Raw genomic sequence first — 3,252 nt, forward strand, 5'->3', positions numbered from 1 at the left:
TGAAAATTTATATAAAAACGCACCGAATAAAGAGTCAGCCGACGAAGAGTACGGCTGCGTGCCTAAAAAATCCGGTGGTACTTATTTAGGCCGTGTCTTAATTGAACAAGCTATGGTGGCGGATCACTCTATTCCTATTATTCGTTACGAAGCTCCCGAAGATTTTATGTCCTGGTCTGTGGCAGTAAGAGAAGCTGAGATGCAAACTTTCTGTGATGAAAACCTTTCGCCTTTACTTGAAAAGCTTAATCCAGAAGAGCGGCATACGTTTGGTGAAGATTTTGCTCGTCGTGGTGACTTAACGGTATTTACGCCTTTATCTATTCGCTCAGATTTACGTAAGCGCGCCCCTTTTGTTGTTGAATTAAGAAGCCTCACCTACGAACAGCAAGCGCAAGTCATGATGTTTATTATGCGCAAATTACCGCGCTTAAGTGGCGCTGCATTCGATGCAACAGGTAACGGTGGTTACCTTGCTGAAAAAGCCGCGCTTGAATTTGGCACTGACATGGTTGATCAAGTCATGTTATCTGCTGGCTGGTACCAAGAGTGGATGCCAAAGCTTAAAGCCGAATTTGAATCTTTTAATATTGAAGTCCCTCGACACCAAAATATCTTAGACGACCTACTTCAAATTAAAGTCGTCAACGGCATCCCTTGCATAGATAAAGGCCGAACTAAAGACGAAGGCGCAAGCAACGCAAAGAGTAAACGTCACGGGGACTTTGCCGTGTCATTGGCGATGGCTAACAGGGCTTCTTATATGGACGGTGGTGAAATTGATTTTACACCGTTACCAAATAGAGATAGCCGCTGGGGAGAATACTCAGACGATGACGATAGTTATTTAGACCAAATTGAAGGAGCATACTAATGCTAGTTGATATACACGGGCAGCCGCTTTCGTCGGAACCACAAGAGATGCAAACCCAAGATGATAGAGCCCAAATAACAGGGCTCTATCATCATTTTTCAACGCATCCGTCCAGAGGCTTAACCCCAACTAAACTCGCCGCGATTATGGTCGAAGCCGAACGCGGCAATTTAATCAGCCAATGCGAACTTGCCGAAGATATAGAAGAAAAAGACGGTCACGTATTTAGTGAGCTGCAAAAGCGTCGTCGTGTTTTATTAGGTCTAGACTGGCAGATCGTCGCCCCTCGTGACGCGTCTAAAGCAGAGCTTGCGGATGTAGCCATGCTGACTGAAATGATGGAAGACAGAACAGACCTTGAAGATCTCGTGTTCAACTTATCGGATGGAATTTTAAAAGGTTACTCAAACTTAGAACTTGAATGGCAAACCGTTGAAAAGCTACGTATTCCAAAATGCAACTGGCGAGACCCCGCTTGGTTTCAAACTCATCCTACAAACCGAAATGAACTAAGGCTAAGAGACAGCACTTATGAAGGTGCCGAGCTCCAGCCGTTCGGCTGGTTAAGCCATAAACACGCGGCTAAAAGTGGTTATGTCGGACGATCCGCTTTAGTCAGGGTGTTAGCATGGCCATTCTTGTTTAAGAATTATTCGGTACGTGACCTAGCCGAATTTTTAGAAATTTACGGTTTACCGCTACGTTTGGGTAAATACCCAACGGGTGCCAGCGCAAAAGAAAAATCAACGCTCTTACAGGCCGTCATGTCAATTGGCCATAACGCAGGCGGCATTATACCTCGTGGCATGGACATTGATTTTCAAGAAGCGGCAAAAGGCGCTAGTGACCCTTTTGAAGCTATGATGAACTGGTGCGAACGAACCCAATCAAAAGCGGTGTTAGGTGGCACTCTGACAAGTCAAGCGGATGGTAAGAGTTCAACCAACGCACTGGGCAATGTTCATAATGAAGTAAGACAAGAACTACGCGATAGTGACGCGAAACAAATCGCCGCGACTATCACGCGGGATCTTATCTACCCGTTATACGCATTAAACTGCCGCAGTTATAGCGGCCCTCATCGTATCCCACGTTTTGAGTTTGACCTAAGTGAGCCAGAGGATATTGCTCATTACGCTGAACATATGCCCAAGCTTGTCGAAATGGGGATGCAAATTCCGGTAAGTTGGGTAACTGAAAAGCTTCAGATACCAGAGCCAAAAGAAGGCGAAGCGGTTCTGACATATTCAACTAACAATCCGAGCCCGCAAGCCGCGTTAGCCGCTTTAAAAGAAGGCCAACAAAATCAATTAGACCCAGAAGATGCCGAGCTAAACGCCTTAGTTAAAAACATTCAGTCCCAAAGCGCTGAGTTGAATACCGCCACGCTTAATCAAATTAGAATAGCGATTGATAACGCAACCAGTCTTGAATCTCTATTAGAGCAGTTAATGGCGTTACCGATTGAGCTTGATGATATGGCCGATGTATTAGGACAGGCTTTATCTGTTGCCAACCTTGCCGCCCGTTATGATGCGATCCAAGGAGCCGAATAATGCCAAGCTATGGATCGCAACCTTTTAAAGAGTCTCTCGATTATTTTGAGAAGAAAACGCCTTTACCAACTAACGGTTGGGAAGATGTTTATGCTGAACAGCATGACAACGCGTTTATGGTGGCGGGGGCAAATAAAACCGCCATTGTTGAAGACTTTGCTAGTGCTGTGCGTGCGGCGATAAAAGACGGCGAGACATTACAAGATTTTAGAAAGCGCTTTGATCAAATTGTAAAAACACATGGCTGGGATTATAACGGAGAGCCCGGTTGGCGTTCTAAACTGATTTACACAACCAATATTCGACAAGCTTACAACGCAGGCCGTGAAGCCCAATTTGCTGACCCTAAGTTTCAAAAGACATTCCCTTATTTGGAATACAGACACAGCGGTGCTGAGCACTTTCGCTTAATTCATAAGTCATGGGATCGAATGGTATTAGCGGCCAATGACCCTTTCTGGATAACACACAGCCCCAGCAACGGGTACGGTTGCAACTGTAAAAAGTTTGCTAAATCAGAGCGTGCCATGAAGCGCATGGGGAAAACGAAACCCGATACAGCCCCCCCCATTAAGTATTATGACCACACGGATAAACGTACAGGCGAAGTGAAAGCGATTCCTGAAGGGATTAGTCCGGGCTTTGAGTATCGACCAAACCAAGCGCCTCGTGAGCATTTCACCCCGCGACAAAGAGAGACGCAGCGACAACCGATCCCCATGTATCGGCCCGATAATTTACCTATGCCTAGCCCATCATCGGTTTCACAAGAACAAGTGTTGCCGGACGGTCTTCAGGAAACAGAATACGCGAATGCTTTCT

The 3,252-nt window shown here is 45.8% G+C and carries 2 protein-coding genes and 1 pseudogene; all 3 read left to right on the plus strand.

All coding sequences use genetic code 11. The features are described from left to right. Positions 1-874 (plus strand): annotated as a pseudogene (locus TW85_RS26250) (hypothetical protein); the annotation flags it as partial. Further along, positions 874-2,430: a DUF935 domain-containing protein gene (locus TW85_RS24110; RefSeq protein WP_046019695.1), complete on the plus strand. Its 1,557-nt coding sequence runs from the start codon at positions 874-876 to the stop codon at positions 2,428-2,430. The pseudogene TW85_RS26250 and the gene TW85_RS24110, both read left to right, overlap by 1 nt. After that, positions 2,430-3,252, plus strand: an 823-nt coding sequence (locus TW85_RS24115; protein WP_046019696.1) for a phage minor head protein, incomplete at its 3' end; no start/stop codon positions are given. The genes TW85_RS24110 and TW85_RS24115, both read left to right, overlap by 1 nt.

The sequence above is a fragment of the Marinomonas sp. S3726 genome (genome assembly GCF_000967665.1).
In the GTDB taxonomy this organism is placed as follows: domain Bacteria; phylum Pseudomonadota; class Gammaproteobacteria; order Pseudomonadales; family Marinomonadaceae; genus Marinomonas.

Coding starts and splice junctions, on each gene's coding strand:
- TW85_RS24110 (WP_046019695.1), top strand. CDS start 874: ATGCTAGTTGATATACACGGGCAGCCGCTTTCGTCGGAACCACAAGAG.